Below are 17,160 nucleotides of genomic sequence, written 5' to 3'. Positions count from 1 at the left end.
GGCTTTGGCGTGTGTGGGATAATGGTCGTTGTGAATATTCAAACTGATACCACGATCATTACTAGCCTCGGACCAGATGTTCCGGGGGCGGCCGCCGCTTTCCTTACCGCGTTGGCTGATTTTCCTGACCCGCTTGCCGATGTCCACCTCGCCACCGCCTCCAATCACCTCACCCTCACCGCGCAGTGCGGTAACGCTGGCCTAGAAGAACGAGTGCGCGAGGCCATGACACCCTTCGGGCACGAGGTGTCCGTTGCGCCAAGCTATGCCGTCGCGCTCATCGGCGCGGATATTACCGCCGAGGACATTAGCGCGGTGCAGGAGACCGTGAAAGGGGAGACGTTTCGCATGCGCCGGATAGCGCTGGATTCCCTTTTCGCGGTGGAACTTACCGTGGCACTCGAAGATGCCACCGCGGCGCGGCGGGAGCTGCGGCAAGTCGCCGTTGAACGTGGTATCGATATCTCCCTCGAGAGCTTGGGCAATCGCGGCAAGCGCTTGGTATGCTTCGACTGCGATTCGACGCTGATTGAAGGCGAGGTCATCGAGATGCTCGCCGCCCACGCGGGCAAGGAAGCAGAAGTGGCCGCGGTGACCGAGCGCGCCATGCGCGGCGAATTGGACTTCGAGGAGTCCCTACGCGAGCGCGTCGCGGTGCTGGAGGGCCTAGATGCCTCCATCATCGATGAGGTTGCCCGCGATATCGAGCTGACACCTGGCGCTAAGGAAGCGATCGGTACCCTCCACCGTCTGGGCCACCGCACCGCCGTGGTCTCGGGTGGCTTTATTCAAGTTCTCGAGGGCTTGGCCACAGACCTCCAGCTCGACTACGTACGGGCCAATACCCTGGAAATCCGCGATGGGAAGTTGACCGGCAAGGTGATTGGGCAGGTGGTCGACCGCCAGGCGAAGGAGGATTTCTTGCGCGAATTCGCCGCCGATTCCGGAATCGGCATGGAGTCCACCGTCGCGGTGGGTGATGGCGCTAATGACATCGCCATGGTCACCGCTGCCGGGTTGGGTGTTGCCTTTGACGCGAAGCCAGCGTTGCGCGAGACCGCCGATGCTTGCATCACCCCGCGCCGCCTCGACGCCGTCCTACCGATGCTGGGGATTGCCGATGACTAAGTTTGAGATAGCCCACCAGCGCCTCGTCGCCGCCTGCACGGCCCGCGATTCCCACGAGGACCCAGCGGACCCGTCCACCGTGCAAGCGATGCAGATAGCCCTCCACCTCCCCAAGCAGGATCCTCCAGCGCGCAGCGAGGTGTTTACTGCGGCAGCCCGCGCCGTGGTGGCCGCCTGCCTAGATGACCGCGCCGGCGAGGACGGCGCCTTCGCCGCGGCGCTCGCGCAGTGGTATGGTCACCGCATCCGCAAGATCGCCCGCCGCGCGCGCAATAAGGCGTGGCGCGATGTGCAGCTACTGCCTGGTGTCACCGTTGATGACCGCGCGCGTGCGTTTGCGCCCTCGGCAGTGGGGGAGGTGGACCCGTTGATTAGTAAGCTGCAGATCGGTCATACGGATCTCGCAATGGACGAGCCAGGGCCTCCGCTTGCCGATGCCCCCATTATCTACGTCGACCGCAGCCTCGCCATGACCGCGGGCAAGGCCGCCGCTCAAGTGGGCCACGGTTCGATGATGTTCGCCGCGGCTATGAGCCAAGAGGAAGCCGCCGCCTGGGCGGCAGAAGGTTTCCCGCTTTCCGTCCGCGAGGTGGACGCGGAGTTATTTGGCACCGCCTGCGCGCAGGAAGAGGCGGTGGTCATCATCGATGCCGGGTTTACCGAGATCGCCCCCGACTCGGCTACCGTGTGTGCGCTGCGGCGACCAATCGCTTAAGCGCCCCGCGCACCGTCTCCGGGTTCGTGGTTTGCCAGAACTGCGGCATGGATGCTTTGAGGAATGCGCCGTAGCGCTTGTATTCCAGCCGGTTATCCAACACGGCGACGACCCCGCGGTCTGTTACGTGGCGCAAGAGCCGCCCGGATCCCTGCGCCATGAGGAGGGCCGCGTGATTGGCGGAGACCTCCATGAACCCGGAGCGGCCGGCGGCATCGGCTGCCTGGGATCGGGCCTGCAGCAGCGGGTTATCGGGCCGCGGGAAGGGGATGCGGTCAATGAGGACCAGCGAGCACGACGGCCCCGGAACGTCCACGCCTTGCCAGAGGGTTAAGGTGCCAAACAGGCAGGAGTTTTCCTTCGTGGAGAACTTGTCCACCAGCGTGCCGATGGCATCTTCGCCCTGCACATACAAATCAAACGGCAATCGCGGCGCCAAGGCCTCCGCGGCTTCTTCTGCCGCCCTACGCGAGGAGAATAGCCCCAGCGTGCGCCCGCCGGCGGCCATGATGAGCTCGTATATTTCCTCTAGGGTTTCGGAGGACAGGCCGTCGCGCCCCGGCGCCGGGAGGTGTTTGGCGGTATATAAGATGCCGGATTTCGCCGGGTCAAAGGGCGTTCCCGCATCGAGCGTGTCATACGTGCCGGACGGTAGGCCCCATTGTGCTGCCATGGCGTCGAATCGCCCGCCTAGGGCCAGCGTGGCCGAGGTGAGTACGACCGTTTGCTCCCCAAATAGGTTCTCGCGCAGCATATGCGCGATAGACAACGGCGCGACGGCGAGTGTATCGGTGCCCTCCAGCCACACGACATCGTCCTGCGCGGCAGGGTCATCGGTGGCGAAGACCTCCAAGATCCTACCGATTGCCTCGGCCAGGTCCGTGAGGTGATTGCTTAGGTTTTGGCGCTCGGCGTTCTTTTCTGGGTCATCGTTAGCCTCGCCTTCTGGGGCGCGGGAGATGAGGGATTTAACGCGCAGGAACTCGTCGGCAAGCGCGCGCAAGTGCGCCTGGGACGTCTCATCCAAATCCGTCCACCGGCCGGGCTCCTGCACGCGCAGCAGATCATCGAATTCATCCGCCAACTCCGCCAGGTTACCGGCATTGCCCAATGACTTAGCCCGGTTCGCCGCCATCTTAATGGCGCGGGAGGTAATCTCCGCCGTGGAGACGGAGGTAATGCGCCCATCGAGCTCGTGGGCCTCATCGATGATCGCCACATCGTGTTCGGGCAGGATATTGGCCTCAGAGATGGCGTCGATGGCGAGCATGGCGTGGTTGGTGACGATAATATCGACATCGGCAGCCGCTCGGCGGGCCTCTTCGGCGAAGCAATCCGCACCGTGCGGGCAGCGCCCAGCCCCCAAGCACTCATTCGAAGTCACCGATACCGCCCGCCACACCAAATCCGGCACGCCGAACTCTAAATCGTCCCGGTCACCGGTCTCTGTCTCCTGCGCCCAGTCGTGGATGCGGCGCACGGCCTTGCCGCGGTAGGAGATATCGGACTCATCGATTAGAGCCTCCGGGTCATCCGGTGTGGCCGCGATCTTATTCAGGCACACATAATTATTGCGGCCCTTCATGATGGCGAAGGTGGGGGTGCGCTCCATGACATCGGCTAGCGCCTCCGTCAGCCGCGGGAGGTCGCGCTCCACCAACTGGCGCTGCAGGGCCAGCGTGGCCGTGGAGACGACGACGGTGGAACCCGAGTTCATCGCATGCCGGATGGCCGGAACCAGGTAGGCCAGGGATTTACCCGTACCCGTGCCCGCCTGGACGGCGAGGTGGCGCTCGGTTTCCAAGGCCTTGGATACCGCGTTGGCCATGCGAACCTGGCCCTCGCGGCGGGAGCCGCCGAGCGCATCCACCGCCGCGCCTAGCAGCGTTTCCGTGTCGTGGTTTAGGGGCTCATCTGCAGGGTCACTCACCCCACACAGTCTAGCGACCTAGTCCTTAAAGCCCACCATTCGCGTGGGCACGGCGGCGTCATCGCGCGAAAGCGCCAGGCCCTCCCACGGCAGGGTCTTGCGGGCCTCGTCCAAGTAGGTGCGAGAGGCCTCCAAATCGGGCAGATCCTCCACGATGTGCCCATCGCGCATCAAGGGGATGGTCAACTCGCGGGTGGTGAGCTGGCCCGTATCCGGCGCCTGCGCGGCGAAGGGGTACACGACCTCTTCTACCGCCACGCCGGAAGACCGGTAGGTGCGCAGCGCGCGCTTGGCCCCGCCCACTGATTGCTTGGACGACGAGCGCTTGGCCACCGGGACCCCGTCGACCTCGACGACCTTGTAGACCATGCCCGCGGTCGGGGCACCGGATCCGGTGACCACGGAGGTGCCCACGCCGTAGACATCGACGGGATCGCCGCGCAGACCCGCAATGGCAAACTCGTCCAAATCGGACGAGACAACGATATTGGTATTGTGATTGCCCAGCTCATCGAGCTGCTTGCGCACGCGGCGGGTCACCGCACCCAGGTCACCGGAATCGATGCGCACCCCGCCAAGCTCCGGACCACCGACCTTGACCGCGGTCTCGACGCCCTTGGTGATGTCATACGTATCCACCAGCAGGGTGGTATCGATGCCCAGAGTATCGATCTGCGCGCGGAAGGCCGCCTCCTCATTGCTCGTGCCATCCGGGTTCGTATGCGCCAAGGTCCAGGCGTGGGCGGCGGTACCAGATACCGGGATGCCGTAGCGGAAGCCTGCCTCCAGGTTGGAGGTGGCGGTAAAGCCGGCGAGGTAAGCAGCGCGGGCGGCGGTTACGGCCGCGTACTCGTGGGTGCGGCGGCTGCCCATCTCCAAAATGGGGCGGCCATCGGCGGCGGTGACCATGCGGGATGCGGCAGAGGCGACGGCGGAATCGGCGTTGAGGATAGAAAGCACGATGGTTTCTAGCACCACGCACTCACCAAAGGTGCCGCGCACCGTCAAAATGGGTGAGTTGGGAAAATACAGCTCGCCTTCGCGGTAGCCGTCGATTTGCCCGGAAAAGCGCCAGTCACGCAGGTACTGGCGGGTATCTTCATCCAGGAAATCCATCTGTTCCAGCTGCTCGGGGGAGAAGCGGAAATCTTCCACCGCGCGCAGCACGCGGTCGGTGCCGGCGACGACGCCGTAGCGACGCTCATTGGGCAGGCGGCGGGAAAAGACCTCGCAGGTCACGTTGCGGTGGGCGGTGCCATCGCGAAGCGCGGCTTGCAGCATGGTGAGCTCGTATTTATCCGTGAGCAAGGCGGTGGAGCGATCGATAGGGCGTGCTATGTCATTCATGAGCCTGATACTACTCACAGGTTAAGAAGCTTTCAGCATACCCGGGCCACCACCCTGGTGAGCTGCGGGGAGACCCAATGCCCGAAATGCCAGCGAAAAATGATTAGGCTATAAGGCATGAAGCCGCAACACCCCGAAGTCCGTATGAGCTCTCCCATGGCCACGCCCGACTTGGATGAAGGAATCGAAGTTGATGTGGCCGCGAGCGAGAACCTGCCGTGGATGTGCATCGTCTGGGACGATCCCGTCAACTTGATGAGCTACGTGTCCTACGTATTCCAAACCGTTTTGGGCTACGACAAAAAGCGGGCCAACGAGCTGATGATGCAGGTCCACACGGAAGGCAAGGCCGCCGTGTCCAGCGGCGAGAAGGACAAGGTTGAGGCGGACGTTAAAAAGCTCCAGATCGCGGGTCTGTGGGCGACAATGCAACAGGCAGGGTAGATAGATGCAACCGTGGAAAAAGAAGAAATCGCTCATGCGCGGGTCCAAAATCACGGCGGTATTCGAGCCCATGGAGCGCGAAGTCATCGGCAACCTCACCGCCACCGTCTCTGAGGCGATCATCGGCCGCGCCCAGTCCGCGCCGAAGGATGAGCTCGCGGAAATGCTGGACATGCCCACCGGCCATACCGAGGCCCCCGAGGATCCCTCCCTGGCGCGGCTGTTCCCGGACTTCCAAAAGCCCGGCGATGAGGAATACGACGGCGACGCCTCCCTCTTGCGCTCGCTGCACGAAAACGACATCGCGCGGGCGAAGCTGCAGAACCTGCAGGTCATCGGCAATGCGCTGGGCCCCACCGGCGGGGTAGAGGTCTCCATTTCGGAGCAGGAAGCCCAAGCCTTCGTGGCGGGGCTCAATGATCTGCGCTTATACGTCGCGGCTGGGGACGCGACCGACGAAAACCTCATGACGGACCGCGATACCTTGGTGGAATGGCTGGCCTATTGCCAGGATTCCCTGCTGGAAGTGTTGATGGATTAATGATTGACGGCATTAGCATTGGCCATTTTTCCGCCGAGGACACTGGTGCCACCGTGCTCTACTGCGGCCCGAAGGGCGCGCTAGCCAGCGTGGATGTGCGCGGCGGCGGGCCCGGTACGCGCGAGACCGATCTGTTGCAGCCGCACAATACCGTCGAGCGCGTCCATGCGATCGTGCTTGCGGGTGGGTCCGCCTTTGGCTTGGCCGCCGCGGATGGCGTCATGCGCGAATTGGAAGCGCACGGGGTGGGTTTCCCCGTCTTTGGCGAGGACAAGCCCGGCCCGCGCGTGCCCATTGTGCCGGCGGCGGTGATTTTCGATCTGCTGGCGGGCCCTTCTCGCCCTGGGCCGGAGGATGGCGCGGCGGCGCTGCGGGCGGCAATGGCCGGCCACGACGACACGGTGGGCACGGTCGGCGCGGGCGTGGGCGCTACGGCGGGCAAGCTGCGCGGCGGCTTCGGCCTGGCCACCCGCAAGGTGGGAAACTACGAGGTCAGCGCCGCGATGGTGGCCAATCCCGTGGGCGAGGTCATCGACCCGCACTCCGGCCGCCTCTACGGCGCGCCGGGCCGCACGCCGGTCAACGCGGACGCCTACCGCGACCTGCCGCACGCTGCCGCGAAGCTGAATACGACGATTGGCGCGGTGCTTACCGATGCCCCCGTTACCACCGCCCAAGCCCAACGCCTCGCCATGACGGCCCACGACGGGATTGCGCGCGCCGTTCGGCCCGCGCATTCGCCGCTGGACGGAGATACCATTTTCGCCTTGTCGACGGCGCAGGAACCCGCCGAGGTGGACAAGATCCAGCTGTGCGCTGCGGCAGCCGACGTGGTGGAGGAGGCCATCGTCACCGCGGTCACCGCCGCACGCCCTGGCCTGGGGCTTCGCGCGTATCGCGACTTGCTCGGCTAAGATATTGCCCATTATGACTATGGGTGGAACTTCACGTAATCAGCTGGCGTCGACCAGCACGAACAACCGCGGCCGTGGCCGCATCAGCACCGGCCTATCCTTGGCCCTGGGGTTCCTCGCAGTGGAGTGGTCGGTCCACCTCATCAACGCCGTCGTCTTCGGCGGCGGGCTGTCCAATTACGGCATCCGCCCGCTCGACGTGGATGGCCTGTGGGGCATTATCACGGCGCCGCTCTTGCACGGCAGCCTGGAGCACTTGATGTCCAACTCGTTGCCGGGTGCCCTGTTTTGCTTCCTCATTGGCTTGTCCGGGCGCAGGGTGTGGTGGGAGGTCACCTTGATCACCACCGTGGTAGCGGGCCTTGGAACGTGGTTCTTGGGCGGGGCCGGTACCTCGCATATCGGCGCGTCCGGGCTGGTCTATGGTTGGCTGGCCTACCTCGTGGTGCGCGGCGTCTTCAATCGCTCCCTGCTGCAGATCATTTTGGGCATTATCCTGGGCTTTTCCTATTCCGGACTGATTTGGGGCGTGCTGCCCGTCGCCGAGGGTATTAGCTGGCAAGGCCACCTCTTCGGCGCCCTGGGCGGCGTACTGGCCGGCATGTTCATCACCTCCGATGATCCGGCAAAGGCAGGGAGGAAATAATGCCTAACGCATCGTCTCCCATCGGCATCTTTGACTCGGGCGTCGGCGGGCTGACCGTGGCCCGCGCGGTGATGGAGCAGCTACCGCAAGAATCCGTTATATATATGGGCGATACCGCCCACGGCCCCTACGGGCCGCGGCCCATCTCGCAGGTGCGGGCCTTTTCCCAGGATATTGCCGATAAGCTGGTAGAACGCGGTTGCAAGATGCTGGTCATCGCCTGCAATACCGCCACCGCAGCCTTCCTGCACGATGCCCGCGAGCGCTACGATATCCCCATCGTGGAGGTCATCCACCCGGCCGTGCGCCGCGCCATGTCCACCACGCGCAATGGCAAGATTGGCGTTATCGGCACTGAGGGCACCATCAAATCCGGCGCGTACCAGGACCTTTTCGCGCTCAACCCCAATGTTGAGGCGGTAGCCGCCGCCTGCCCGGACTTCGTGCCCTTTGTCGAGCGCGGGATTACGGCAGGCCGCCAAATCCTCGGCGTCGCCGAGGGGTACCTTGCGCCCCTGCAGGCCCAGGGCGTGGACACCTTGGTGCTGGGATGCACGCACTACCCGCTGCTTACCGGTATCATCCAGCTCGCCATGGGCGAAAACGTGTCCCTGGTGGCCTCCTCAGAGGAGACCACGAAGGACGTCATGCGCCTTCTTACGGAAACGGACATGCTCGCCCCCGAGGGCAACCAGCCGGTCCATTCCTTCGAATCCACCGGCGATCCAGAGGTCTTCGCCCAGCTGGCCACGCGCTTTTTGGGCCCGCAGATCGGCTAAGACAGCCGAAATTCCTCCCCCTTTTTGCGCGCGGTACCAGCATTCGGTCCGGATTCATGGAACTATTGGTTCCATGAAGCTGACCATCCTAGGCTGCTCCGGTAGCGTACCCACCGCAGACAATCCTGCCTCCGGCTATGTCGTGTCCTTCGACAATGCACCGTCCATCATCCTGGATATGGGCTCGGGCACGCTGGGCCAGCTAGCTCAACTGCAGGATCCGTGCGATGCCCACGTAGCCTTTAGCCACCTGCACGCGGATCACTGCGCGGATTTTCCCTCCCTCATGGTGTGGCGCCGCTTCCATCCCACCGCCCCGGCAGCCTCGCGCAACTTCTGCTTCGGCCCGTCTGCCACGCCGACGCACTTGGGCCGCCTGTCCTCCGACGAGGTAAATGGGATCGACGATATGTCCGATACCTTGGCGTTTAGCCCGTGGGTGGCGGGGGAGCACCAGCTTGTCGATGACGTCTTTATCACCCCCTTCCCCGTCAACCACCCGGTAGAGGCCTATGCGCTGCGCATCGAGCACGCCAAGACCGGCCAGACCATTACCTATTCCGGCGATACGTCTTATACGCCTGCGCTTGTCGATGCCGCCCGGGGCGCCGATCTCTTCCTCTGCGAGGCCACCTGGGGTGCTTCCTCCGAGGGCATGGCACCCGGCATGCACATGTCGGGCTCGGAAGCGGGGCGCGCGGCGCGGGAAGCGGGCGTTGGCACGCTGGTGTTGATCCACATCCAGCCCTGGGGCGATGCTAAGGCCACCGTGGCGGCGGCGCGGGAGGAATTCGACGGCGAGATCGTGCTGGGTACTGCGGGCATGCAGTTCTAAGTTACGCTGGAGGGCATGACTGAATTTACTCGTGCCGATGGGCGCGCGCTCGACCAAATGCGCAGCGTCCGCATTACCCGCAATTTCACCACCAACCCGGCCGGATCCGTCTTGGTGGAATTTGGCAATACCCGCGTGATGTGCACCGCCTCCGTCGAACTCGGGGTGCCGCGTTTCAAGCGCGATTCCGGCGAGGGCTGGCTGACCGCCGAGTACGCCATGCTGCCGTCCGCCACCCACGACCGCATGCCACGCGAGTCCATGCGCGGCAAGGTCAAGGGCCGTACCCACGAGATTTCCCGCCTAGTCGGCCGCTCCCTGCGCGCCGCCGTGGACCTGGAGGAGCTGGGTGAGAACACCATCCAGCTCGATTGCGATGTGCTGCAGGCCGATGGCGGCACCCGCACCGCCTCCATCACGGGCGCCTACGTTGCGCTTGCCGATGCCATCGCGCACCTCAAGTCCGAAGGCGTCGTCCCCGGCGAGCCGCTGCTCGATCCCATCGCTGCGGTCTCCGTGGGCATCATCGACGGCGAAATCTGCCTCGACCTGCCCTATGAGGAAGATTCCCGCGCCGAGGTGGACCTTAACGTGGTGATGCAAGAATCCGGCGACTTCGTTGAAATCCAGGGCACCGGCGAGCACGGCCTCTTTGGCCGCGAGCAGCTCAACGGCATGCTGGATGTGGCCCAGAAGGGCTGCAGCGAGCTTATCGCGGCGCAGAAAGCGGCGCTGGGATGGTAATCCTCGTCGCCTCCGGCAATCCGAAGAAGCTGGCCGAGCTCGATCGCATCCTATCCGAGGCCGGCATCGAGGGAGTTGAACTGCGCCTGCTTTCCGAGGTCGAACCCTACCCAGAGCCCGTCGAAGACGGCCGCACCTTCGCCGATAACGCGCTCATCAAGGCCCGCGCCGGGGCTGCCGCCACGGGCCTAGTGACCATCGCGGATGATTCCGGGCTGGCCATCGAGGAGCTCAACGGCATGCCAGGCGTACTCTCGGCCCGCTGGTCCGGCGAACATGGCAATGACCAGGCCAATAATGACCTGGTCTTGGCGCAGATGGCGGATGTTCCAGACAAACGGCGCGCCGCCGCCTTCGTTTCCGTGTGCGCTCTGGTGACCCCCGAAGGCACCGAGCGCGTGGCCGAGGGCCGCTGGGAAGGCAAGCTGCTGCGCGAGCCGCGCGGCGCTAATGGTTTTGGCTACGATCCACTCTTTCAACCAGAAGGCGAGTCGCGTTCTGCGGCGGAAATGTCGGCTGCGGATAAGAACGCGGTCTCGCACCGCGGCCGCGCCCTTTCCCAGCTGGTCCCGCTTATCGCGGAGCTGGCTGGCTAATTATGCGTTGAGCTGGAATTGCTCCTCGATTTCCTTGCGGCGCTTGTGCTCCATCCAGAAGGACAGGAAGGGCACCACGCCGGCGAGCGCGGTGGTAATCAGCTTGCTCGCTGGCCACAGCGCGCGCGGGCCCAGAATCAGGATGGAGAGCAGGTAGGTCATGTACGCGATGCCGTGCACGATGGCGATATAGGTCGCCCATTCCGGAATCTCCGCGCCTAAGACATACTGGAAGAACATGCGGATGACCAGGATGATCAGGAAGATACCGGTCACCGTGGCCGCGATGGAAAAGAACTTCAGCGGGCCGCGGATGCGCGCCTTGCGGTCTGGGTGTACCTGGTTTGTCATGATTTACTTTCTCCTTTTATCTGTTGGGCCTTCGTCGCGTCCCTCTGCGGGGGAACCGCGGCGGCGCCGAGGCTGATTCAACGCATTAAACTCTTCCACATTCAGCTGCGGGCGCTGCGGCAAGAAATCCTCATCGATGGCGGTTTTCTCCGCCGAGTCCCTCTCCTCAGAACCATCGGCCGAGCCAGATATTCCGTCGGCGGTTTCGCCGACATTTCCAGAGGCGTTTCCTGAGGCCTGCAGCGAATCCATCTCGCGGACTTCGTTCTCTGCGGCGAGGCGCTCATTTTCATAGCGCAGCGTGGTGCGATAAGCATAGACCACGAATACCGCAAAAAGCGGCCACTGAAAGGCATAGCCCAAGTTTTGGAAGGTGCCCGAGCCGGAGCGGAAGCGCGTCCACTGCCAATAGGCGAGGAAGAGGAAAAGCACCACGAAAAATATGACGAGGGCGATGTGCCACCACCGCACCTTCACGCGCCGTTTCTTCTGATCCTCGTGCATACTCACCTCACCCAGCCTACCTATCCACCGCCGCAATACGGAATGCCCCTGGTTTCTTGTTTATCAGCGCGCCGTGTACACTATTCAACGTTGCTCGCGCCCGTGGCGGAATTGGCAGACGCGCTAGATTTAGGTTCTAGTGTCTTATGACGTGTGAGTTCAAGTCTCACCGGGCGCACAAGAAAGGCACCGCAGTACTTGCTTGAAGAACTGCGGTGCCTTTGCGGATCTTAGTCCACCTCGGTGAACTTGCGGTCCCAGGAGGAGCGGACGGGGTTGGCATCGGCAAGCAGGATATCGAAGCGGTCATTGGCGATCTCAACGATTTCGCTCAGCGCAATGCGGTATTCCTGCGCATCGGAATTGGCGAGGCGCCGCACGCCGGCATCGATCACACGCTCTACCGTGTCATTGGTATCGAGGTATGCGACAAATGGCATGCCAAAGCGCTCGCGGTAGGCGGCGGACAGCTCGGTAATGCGCTCGGTTTGCACGTCGTCGAGCTCGCTGAGTCCCAGCGAGCCGCGGTCAGCGGAAATATTCGCCGCCTCATCGGCCGAGGCCAAAAGCAGCTCGTCCATCGCGGGGTAGTCGTGGATGAGCGCATCGCGGCGTTCAGCATCCGCGGTCAGCACGGCGACCTGGATGGCGGCGCGCAGCTCATTGACATCGCTAAACGGCCGGGACTGCCAGGCCAGCTCCAGCGGCCAGGTCTCATTATTAAAGAGCGGGCGCAGCGCGGCGGTGAACTCCTCGCGCGAGGCCTCGTTCAGCTCGTTCAGGCTCACGCCTTTGCCATCGGCGCGCGAGACCTGCGCGCTCGCGCTGCCGGTGTGGAAGAACAACAAGTTGAGCACGATTGCGGTAATCGCCCCGATGGACATGCCAGAAGAAACGAAGGTCTGCGCCCACTCCGGGAAGGCAGTGGCAACCTCCGGCTTGAAGGTCACCAGCATGGCCAGGCCCAGCGCGGAGGTGACGATGACGGAGTTGCGGCCATCGCTGAGATCCGACTTTGCAATGGTCTGCAGGCCCACCCACGCCACGTTGGCAAAAAGCGCGAGAGATGCGCCGCCGAGCACCGGCGACGGAATCGCGGCAACCACCGCGCCGGCCTTTGGCAAAAGGCCCAGCACGATCATGAACCCCGCGGCAGCCACGGCCACCCAGCGCGATTTCACGTTGGTCAAGCGCACCAAGCCAACGTTTTGCGCAAAGCAGGTATAGGGGAAGGAATTCATCACGCCGCCTACCAGGGTGGAGACACCATCGGCGCGGATGGCGCGCACCACGTCATCGCGGCGGATGCGCTTTTTGACGATTTCACCGGTGGCAAACACATCGCCGGTCGTTTCCACCATCGTGATGATCATGACGATAATCAGCGAGAAAATCGCCACGAGGTCGAATTGCGGCATGCCGAAATAAAACGGCGTCGTAATGCCGAGGGCGGGGGAGGAGGAGACTTCGCTAAAGGAGGCATCGCCAAGCGCGAGCGCCACGCCCGTGCCCAGGACCAAGCCGATGAGCACCGCCAACGTGCCCACGAAGCCGGAGGAAAAACGCTGCACCATAATGATGACCGCCAGCGTGCCAAAGCCATAGAGCAAATCGCGCGTGGCCGGCACGCCCTCGGCATAATTGACAAAGTCATTGGCCGATACCGCCAGCAGCGAGGTGCCCATCACCAGCAGCACCGAACCGGTAACCACCGGCGGGAAGAAGCGCAGCACCTTGCCAAAGACCGGCGCGGCGAAGAAGGTAAAAAGGCCCGCGACGATGATGGCGCCGTAAATCGTGGGCAGCGATGCCACCCCGCCCTCGCCATCGGTAGCGCCCAGGCCAATCGCGATGATGGGCGATACCGCCGTCGTGGTCACGCCCTGCACGATGGGCAGGCGCACGCCAATATGCTTGCCGATGCCCACCGACTGAATGATCGTCGCAATACCGCAGGTTAAAAGGTCGGCATTGATGAGGTGGATGGTAGTTTCCGCGTCCAGGTTTAACGAGCTGGCGATGAGCAGCGGGACGATGACCGCCCCGGCATAAAACGCGAGGACGTGCTGCAGCCCAAGGGCGGCGAGTTTCGGCGCGGGGGGAACGATGTCTACGGGGTGCTTGGGCTGGGACGCCACGAAGTTCTCCTTGTTACGGAAGCGAAGCTGACCGCCTTAACAGTAGAGGTACACGCAGGTCGGCGCCAAAGCGTACGTGAGCAAAGCCACGATCGGGGCTGGATTGCCCCCGAACAAAAACGTACGGGTGGTTTATATGAATCGGGCTACCAGCAAAGCATGATGACCGGTTTATAACTGGTGCTCACGGCAATGTTTACGGTTGTTAATTTCGCGAATCGAGCCGACAATGAAGAAGTGACGGGGCTTGATGCTGCGGGATGAAAAGGCGGCATGTGCCCCGGGAAATTTGACCCAGAAGAAGGGAATTATGACTACCGCAACTAAGCCCCAGCAGTATCAAGGGTGGGAAGGTTTTGCTCCCGGCCCTTGGACCGAGGGCATCAACGTCCGCGATTTCATCCAGCGCAACTACACGCCTTATAACGGCGATTCCAGCTTCCTTGCTGGCCCCACCGATAAGACGCTGCGCGTGTGGGACACCCTGGAAAAGGACTACCTGTCAGTCGAGCGCGAAAAGCGCATTTACGATGTCGATACGCACACCCCGACCGATATCGATGCCTTCCCGGCCGGTTATATCTCAGAAGACGATGACGTCATCGTCGGCCTGCAAACCGATACGCCGCTCAAGCGCGCCATGATGCCGTTCGGCGGCTGGCGCATGGTGAAGCAGGCCATCGGCGAGGCGGGCAAAGAGGTAGATCCCGAGGTGGAGAAGATCTTCACCCGCTACCGCAAGACCCACAACGATGCGGTCTTCGATATCTACACCCCGCGCATCCGCGCCGCCCGTTCATCACACATCATCACCGGCCTGCCCGATGCCTATGGCCGCGGCCGCATCATCGGCGATTACCGCCGCGTGGCGCTGTACGGCGTGGACTATCTCATCCAGGAAAAGATGAAGGCCCGCGATGCCATTGCCGATGCCGGCTTTTCCGAGCACTGGGCCCGCTACCGCGAGGAGCACTCCGAGCAGATCAAGGCCCTGAAGAAGCTCAAGGCGATGGCCGAGTCCTACGGCTTCGATATCTCCGAGCCGGCGCGCACCGCCCACGAGGCCGTGCAGTGGACCTATTTTGGCTACCTCGCCTCCATCAAGTCCCAGGACGGCGCCGCCATGTCCATCGGCCGCCTGTCCGCATTCTTCGACTGCTACTTCGAGCGCGATTTGGCCGCTGGCATCATCACCGAGGAACAGGCACAGGAAATCATCGACGCGCTCGTGCTGAAGCTGCGCATCGTCCGCTTCCTGCGCACCATCGACTATGACCAGATTTTCTCCGGCGATCCGTACTGGGCCACCTGGCCCGATGCCGGCTTCGGCAGCGACGGCCGCCACATGGTCACCAAGACCTCCTTCCGCCTCCTGCAGACCCTGATCAACCTGGGGCCATCACCGGAGCCGAATATCACCATTTTCTGGGATCCGGAGCTGCCCGCAGGCTACAAGGAATTCTGCGCGCACATCTCCATTGAAACCTCCTCCATCCAGTACGAGTCTGATCGCCAGATTCGCGACGAGTGGGGCGATGACGCTGCGATTGCCTGCTGCGTGTCCCCGATGGAAGTGGGCAAGCAGATGCAGTTCTTCGGCGCCCGCGTCAATGCCGCCAAGGCCCTGCTCTACGCCATGAACGGCGGCCGGGATGAGGTCTCCGGCAAGCAAGTCGTTGAAGGCTACGAGCCGATTCAAGGCGATGGCCCGTTGGACTTCGACGAGGTCTGGCAAAAGTACGAGGAGATGCTGGACTGGGTGGTTGGCACTTACGTCGAGGCGCTAAACATCATCCACTACTCGCACGATAAGTACGCTTACGAGGCCGTGGAAATGGCGCTGCATGATTCCAATATCATCCGCTCCATGGGCTGCGGCATCGCGGGGCTTTCCATCGTCGCCGATTCGCTTTCTGCCATCAAATACGCCAAGGTCACCCCGGTCCGGGATGAGACCGGCCTGATTACGGATTACATCACCGAAGGCGAATTCCCGTTCTACGGCAACGACGACGACCGCGCCGATGACATCGCCGCCACCATCGTGCACACCGTGATGGAGAAAATTAAGGCCATCCCGATGTACCGCAATGCCATCCCCACCCAGTCCGTGCTGACCATTACCTCCAACGTGGTCTACGGCAAGGCAACAGGATCCTTCCCGTCGGGCCACAAGGCCGGCACCCCCTTCTCCCCGGGTGCTAACCCCGAAAACGGCGCGGATAACCACGGCATGGTCGCCTCCATGCTGTCGGTGGGCAAGCTGGATTACAAGGATGCCCTGGACGGCATCTCGCTGACCAATACCATCACCCCGACCGGATTGGGCCGCACCCCAGAAGAGCGCATCACCAACCTGGTGGGCGTGCTGGATGCCGGCTTCATCATGGAACAATAAGAATCACGACAAGGAGAACCATCATGGCAACCCCAACCTTTGCAGAACGCCTTTCAGACATGAAGGCCAGCCGCGACGAGCACAAGATGAACTCTGGCCTGTACCACGCCAACATCAACGTGCTGGACAAGTCCACGCTGGAAGATGCCGTCGAGCACCCAGAGAAATACCCGAACCTCACCGTTCGCGTCTCTGGCTATGCGGTCAACTTCGTCAAGCTCACCAAGGAGCAGCAGCTTGACGTCATCTCCCGCACCTTCCACCAGGGTTCATAATCATGGCTGATGGCATTACTGGTGTGGTCACCCTGTCGCCGGAATCCGGCGAGCGCGTTCGCGGTGTTGCCGCGGGCCTGGGAACCGACCACGAACTCGATGAGATTACCCGCCCCGAGCTCATGGAGGCGCGCCGCACCGGCGATATCGCCCTCGTGCACTCTTGGGAGCTGGTAACCGCCGTCGACGGCCCGGGCACCCGCATGACCATGTTCATGTCCGGCTGCCCCCTGCGCTGCCAGTATTGCCATAACCCGGACACCATGGAGATGAAGACCGGCACCTTGGAGCGGGTCGACGATGTGGTCAAACGCATCAAGCGCTATAAGCCCATCTTCCAAGCTTCCGGTGGCGGCCTGACCATCTCCGGTGGTGAGCCCCTCTTCCAAATTGCGTTTACCCGGCGTGTGCTCAAGGAAGTCCACGACGCCGGCATCCACACCACCATCGATACCTCTGGGTTCTTGGGCTCGCGCTTGCGCGATGAAGACCTAGACAATATCGACCTCGTGCTGCTGGACGTGAAGTCGGGCGATGAGGAAACTTATCAGCGCGTAACGAGGCGCCAGCTGCAGCCCACGCTCGATTTTGGTGACCGCCTCAACGCGATAGGCAAGCCGGTGTGGATTCGCTTCGTCGTCGTGCCGGGCCTGACGGATTCGGCCGAGAACGTAGAAAACGTCGCCTCCATCGTGGCGCGGTGGAAGTCCAATGTAGAACGCGTCGAGGTCCTGCCCTTCCACAATATGGGTAAGGACAAGTGGGAGGGGCTCGATATGACCTACCACTTGGCAGATACCAAGCCGCCGAAGCCGGAAGACGTGGAAAAAGTCCGCGACGTGTTCCGCGCGAAGGGCCTGGAGGTTTACTAACCT

The 17,160-nt window shown here is 62.7% G+C and carries 18 protein-coding genes and 1 tRNA gene; 14 read left to right on the top strand and 5 right to left on the bottom strand.

What is annotated here, in order from left to right; all coding sequences use genetic code 11:
• Nucleotides 1-21 precede the first annotated feature (21 nt).
• Entirely contained in the window at nt 22-1,128 is a 1,107-nt protein-coding gene (gene serB / locus ABRP86_RS07890; RefSeq protein ID WP_349863594.1) for a phosphoserine phosphatase SerB, read from the top strand.
• Nucleotides 1,121-1,843, top strand: a complete 723-nt coding sequence (locus ABRP86_RS07885) for a peptidyl-tRNA hydrolase (RefSeq protein ID WP_349863592.1) — start codon at nt 1,121-1,123, stop codon at nt 1,841-1,843. Before serB ends, ABRP86_RS07885 begins: the two co-directional genes overlap by 8 nt.
• Here the strand turns inward: ABRP86_RS07885 and ABRP86_RS07880 are convergent.
• Nucleotides 1,809-3,773, bottom strand: a complete 1,965-nt coding sequence (locus ABRP86_RS07880; RefSeq protein ID WP_349863590.1) for an ATP-dependent DNA helicase — start codon at nt 3,771-3,773, stop codon at nt 1,809-1,811. The genes ABRP86_RS07885 and ABRP86_RS07880 overlap by 35 nt on opposite strands.
• A gap of 18 nt (nt 3,774-3,791) precedes the next feature.
• Nucleotides 3,792-5,120: a nicotinate phosphoribosyltransferase gene (locus tag ABRP86_RS07875; protein ID WP_284869618.1), complete on the bottom strand. Its 1,329-nt coding sequence runs from the start codon at nt 5,118-5,120 to the stop codon at nt 3,792-3,794.
• Nucleotides 5,121-5,237: 117 nt separating this feature from the next.
• Between ABRP86_RS07875 and clpS the strand changes: the two genes are divergently transcribed.
• The 8 genes from clpS to rdgB all read left to right on the top strand — a co-directional run bounded on the left by clpS (nt 5,238) and on the right by rdgB (nt 10,619).
• Nucleotides 5,238-5,564: an ATP-dependent Clp protease adapter ClpS gene (gene clpS / locus ABRP86_RS07870; protein ID WP_005277757.1), complete on the top strand. Its 327-nt coding sequence runs from the start codon at nt 5,238-5,240 to the stop codon at nt 5,562-5,564.
• Nucleotides 5,565-5,568: 4 nt separating this feature from the next.
• The gene (locus ABRP86_RS07865; RefSeq protein WP_023029180.1) at nt 5,569-6,105 is read left to right on the top strand and encodes a DUF2017 domain-containing protein; all 537 of its coding nucleotides are present in this window, start codon (nt 5,569-5,571) and stop codon (nt 6,103-6,105) included.
• Complete coding sequence (locus tag ABRP86_RS07860; RefSeq protein WP_239269903.1) at nt 6,105-7,019, top strand: P1 family peptidase; 915 nt, start codon at nt 6,105-6,107, stop codon at nt 7,017-7,019. Before ABRP86_RS07865 ends, ABRP86_RS07860 begins: the two co-directional genes overlap by 1 nt.
• Nucleotides 7,020-7,032: 13 nt before the next feature.
• Nucleotides 7,033-7,665 (top strand): rhomboid family intramembrane serine protease, encoded by a 633-nt coding sequence (locus ABRP86_RS07855; RefSeq protein ID WP_239269902.1) that lies wholly within the window; start codon nt 7,033-7,035, stop codon nt 7,663-7,665.
• Nucleotides 7,665-8,444, top strand: a complete 780-nt coding sequence (gene murI, locus ABRP86_RS07850) for a glutamate racemase (protein ID WP_349863587.1) — start codon at nt 7,665-7,667, stop codon at nt 8,442-8,444. The genes ABRP86_RS07855 and murI overlap by 1 nt, the downstream gene beginning before the upstream one ends.
• A 73-nt stretch (nt 8,445-8,517) precedes the next feature.
• The gene (locus ABRP86_RS07845) at nt 8,518-9,279 is read left to right on the top strand and encodes an MBL fold metallo-hydrolase (protein ID WP_349863585.1); all 762 of its coding nucleotides are present in this window, start codon (nt 8,518-8,520) and stop codon (nt 9,277-9,279) included.
• Between the two features lie 15 nt (nt 9,280-9,294).
• Entirely contained in the window at nt 9,295-10,023 is a 729-nt protein-coding gene (gene rph / locus ABRP86_RS07840; protein ID WP_005277773.1) for a ribonuclease PH, read from the top strand.
• Entirely contained in the window at nt 10,017-10,619 is a 603-nt protein-coding gene (gene rdgB, locus ABRP86_RS07835) for an RdgB/HAM1 family non-canonical purine NTP pyrophosphatase (RefSeq protein ID WP_284869607.1), read from the top strand. Before rph ends, rdgB begins: the two co-directional genes overlap by 7 nt.
• On the opposite strand, the gene ABRP86_RS07830 is transcribed toward rdgB, so the two are convergent.
• Together ABRP86_RS07830 and ABRP86_RS07825 are read right to left on the bottom strand one after the other, a co-directional pair.
• Nucleotides 10,620-10,970, bottom strand: a complete 351-nt coding sequence (locus tag ABRP86_RS07830; RefSeq protein ID WP_023023696.1) for a DUF3817 domain-containing protein — start codon at nt 10,968-10,970, stop codon at nt 10,620-10,622.
• A gap of 3 nt (nt 10,971-10,973) precedes the next feature.
• The gene (locus ABRP86_RS07825) at nt 10,974-11,474 is read right to left on the bottom strand and encodes a hypothetical protein (RefSeq protein ID WP_349863581.1); all 501 of its coding nucleotides are present in this window, start codon (nt 11,472-11,474) and stop codon (nt 10,974-10,976) included.
• Nucleotides 11,475-11,570: 96 nt separating this feature from the next.
• Between ABRP86_RS07825 and ABRP86_RS07820 the strand changes: the two genes are divergently transcribed.
• Nucleotides 11,571-11,652, top strand: a tRNA-Leu gene (locus ABRP86_RS07820).
• Nucleotides 11,653-11,704: 52 nt separating this feature from the next.
• Here the strand turns inward: ABRP86_RS07820 and ABRP86_RS07815 are convergent.
• The gene (locus ABRP86_RS07815; protein ID WP_349863579.1) at nt 11,705-13,612 is read right to left on the bottom strand and encodes a solute carrier family 23 protein; all 1,908 of its coding nucleotides are present in this window, start codon (nt 13,610-13,612) and stop codon (nt 11,705-11,707) included.
• 310 nt (nt 13,613-13,922) lie between these two features.
• Between ABRP86_RS07815 and pflB the strand changes: the two genes are divergently transcribed.
• The 3 genes from pflB to pflA are packed head-to-tail and all read left to right on the top strand — an operon-like array spanning nt 13,923 to nt 17,157.
• Nucleotides 13,923-16,010: a formate C-acetyltransferase gene (gene pflB, locus ABRP86_RS07810; protein WP_349863576.1), complete on the top strand. Its 2,088-nt coding sequence runs from the start codon at nt 13,923-13,925 to the stop codon at nt 16,008-16,010.
• A 23-nt stretch (nt 16,011-16,033) separates the two neighbouring features.
• Nucleotides 16,034-16,285 (top strand): autonomous glycyl radical cofactor GrcA2, encoded by a 252-nt coding sequence (gene grcA2, locus ABRP86_RS07805; protein ID WP_255716700.1) that lies wholly within the window; start codon nt 16,034-16,036, stop codon nt 16,283-16,285.
• Nucleotides 16,286-16,287: 2 nt separating this feature from the next.
• Entirely contained in the window at nt 16,288-17,157 is an 870-nt protein-coding gene (gene pflA, locus ABRP86_RS07800) for a pyruvate formate-lyase-activating protein (protein ID WP_005277788.1), read from the top strand.
• Nucleotides 17,158-17,160: the final 3 nt, after the last annotated feature.

Source organism: Corynebacterium sp. KPL3927 (genome assembly GCF_040225835.1).
Lineage (GTDB): Bacteria > Actinomycetota > Actinomycetes > Mycobacteriales > Mycobacteriaceae > Corynebacterium.
The sequence above is the reverse complement of the archived record's forward strand: the minus strand, read 5'-3'. Positions and strand labels throughout refer to the sequence as shown.

Excerpts from the sequence above, each read along its gene's own strand:
- serB (WP_349863594.1), top strand. The coding sequence starts at position 22 with ATGGTCGTTGTGAATATTCAAACTGATACCACGATCATTACTAGCCTC.
- ABRP86_RS07885 (WP_349863592.1), top strand. The coding sequence starts at position 1,121 with ATGACTAAGTTTGAGATAGCCCACCAGCGCCTCGTCGCCGCCTGCACG.
- ABRP86_RS07875 (WP_284869618.1), bottom strand. The coding sequence starts at position 5,120 with ATGAATGACATAGCACGCCCTATCGATCGCTCCACCGCCTTGCTCACG.
- clpS (WP_005277757.1), top strand. The coding sequence starts at position 5,238 with ATGAAGCCGCAACACCCCGAAGTCCGTATGAGCTCTCCCATGGCCACG.
- ABRP86_RS07865 (WP_023029180.1), top strand. The coding sequence starts at position 5,569 with ATGCAACCGTGGAAAAAGAAGAAATCGCTCATGCGCGGGTCCAAAATC.
- ABRP86_RS07860 (WP_239269903.1), top strand. The coding sequence starts at position 6,105 with ATGATTGACGGCATTAGCATTGGCCATTTTTCCGCCGAGGACACTGGT.
- ABRP86_RS07855 (WP_239269902.1), top strand. The coding sequence starts at position 7,033 with ATGACTATGGGTGGAACTTCACGTAATCAGCTGGCGTCGACCAGCACG.
- murI (WP_349863587.1), top strand. The coding sequence starts at position 7,665 with ATGCCTAACGCATCGTCTCCCATCGGCATCTTTGACTCGGGCGTCGGC.
- ABRP86_RS07845 (WP_349863585.1), top strand. The coding sequence starts at position 8,518 with ATGAAGCTGACCATCCTAGGCTGCTCCGGTAGCGTACCCACCGCAGAC.
- rph (WP_005277773.1), top strand. The coding sequence starts at position 9,295 with ATGACTGAATTTACTCGTGCCGATGGGCGCGCGCTCGACCAAATGCGC.
- rdgB (WP_284869607.1), top strand. The coding sequence starts at position 10,017 with ATGGTAATCCTCGTCGCCTCCGGCAATCCGAAGAAGCTGGCCGAGCTC.
- ABRP86_RS07830 (WP_023023696.1), bottom strand. The coding sequence starts at position 10,970 with ATGACAAACCAGGTACACCCAGACCGCAAGGCGCGCATCCGCGGCCCG.
- ABRP86_RS07825 (WP_349863581.1), bottom strand. The coding sequence starts at position 11,474 with ATGCACGAGGATCAGAAGAAACGGCGCGTGAAGGTGCGGTGGTGGCAC.
- pflB (WP_349863576.1), top strand. The coding sequence starts at position 13,923 with ATGACTACCGCAACTAAGCCCCAGCAGTATCAAGGGTGGGAAGGTTTT.
- grcA2 (WP_255716700.1), top strand. The coding sequence starts at position 16,034 with ATGGCAACCCCAACCTTTGCAGAACGCCTTTCAGACATGAAGGCCAGC.
- pflA (WP_005277788.1), top strand. The coding sequence starts at position 16,288 with ATGGCTGATGGCATTACTGGTGTGGTCACCCTGTCGCCGGAATCCGGC.